Source organism: Mesorhizobium sp. M2E.F.Ca.ET.209.01.1.1 (assembly GCF_004010375.2).
Classification (GTDB): domain Bacteria; phylum Pseudomonadota; class Alphaproteobacteria; order Rhizobiales; family Rhizobiaceae; genus Mesorhizobium.
On sequence record NZ_SADP02000545.1, the window covers coordinates 1 to 351 of the forward strand.

Below are 351 nucleotides of genomic sequence, written 5' to 3' on the forward strand. Positions count from 1 at the left end.
CCGGCGATGTTCGCGAAGCCATTTTCTATTCGGGTCATAGTTTCGAGAGCGTGATGAAGGTTCTTACGGGCCTGGACCATGCTAACGGCGACAAGCTTATCAAGGAACTTGCTCAACAGGGTTTTTTCGATGATCTACCCGAAGCCGTCAGGAATGGCTTTACAGACCAGGTTCTGAAGGCATTGCCTTTTCTGCGCAATAAGCTGGGCGGACATGGACAGGGTGCAGCGGTGGTCAACATTCCGCCCGTGTACGGAGATCTGGCTATTCAGATTGCCGCCGCCTTCCATAATTTTCTGATCTCCAAGCATCTGGAGCGCTCGACGCCTCCTCCGCCAGAACCGTTGCGTG

General features: G+C 53.8%; 1 protein-coding gene. It reads left to right on the top strand.

Features of this window, described 5'->3' with window-relative positions; genetic code table 11:
* Positions 1-53: 53 nt before the first annotated feature.
* Positions 54-351, top strand: a 298-nt coding sequence (locus EN852_RS41360) for a hypothetical protein (RefSeq protein WP_210238307.1), incomplete at its 3' end; no start/stop codon positions are given.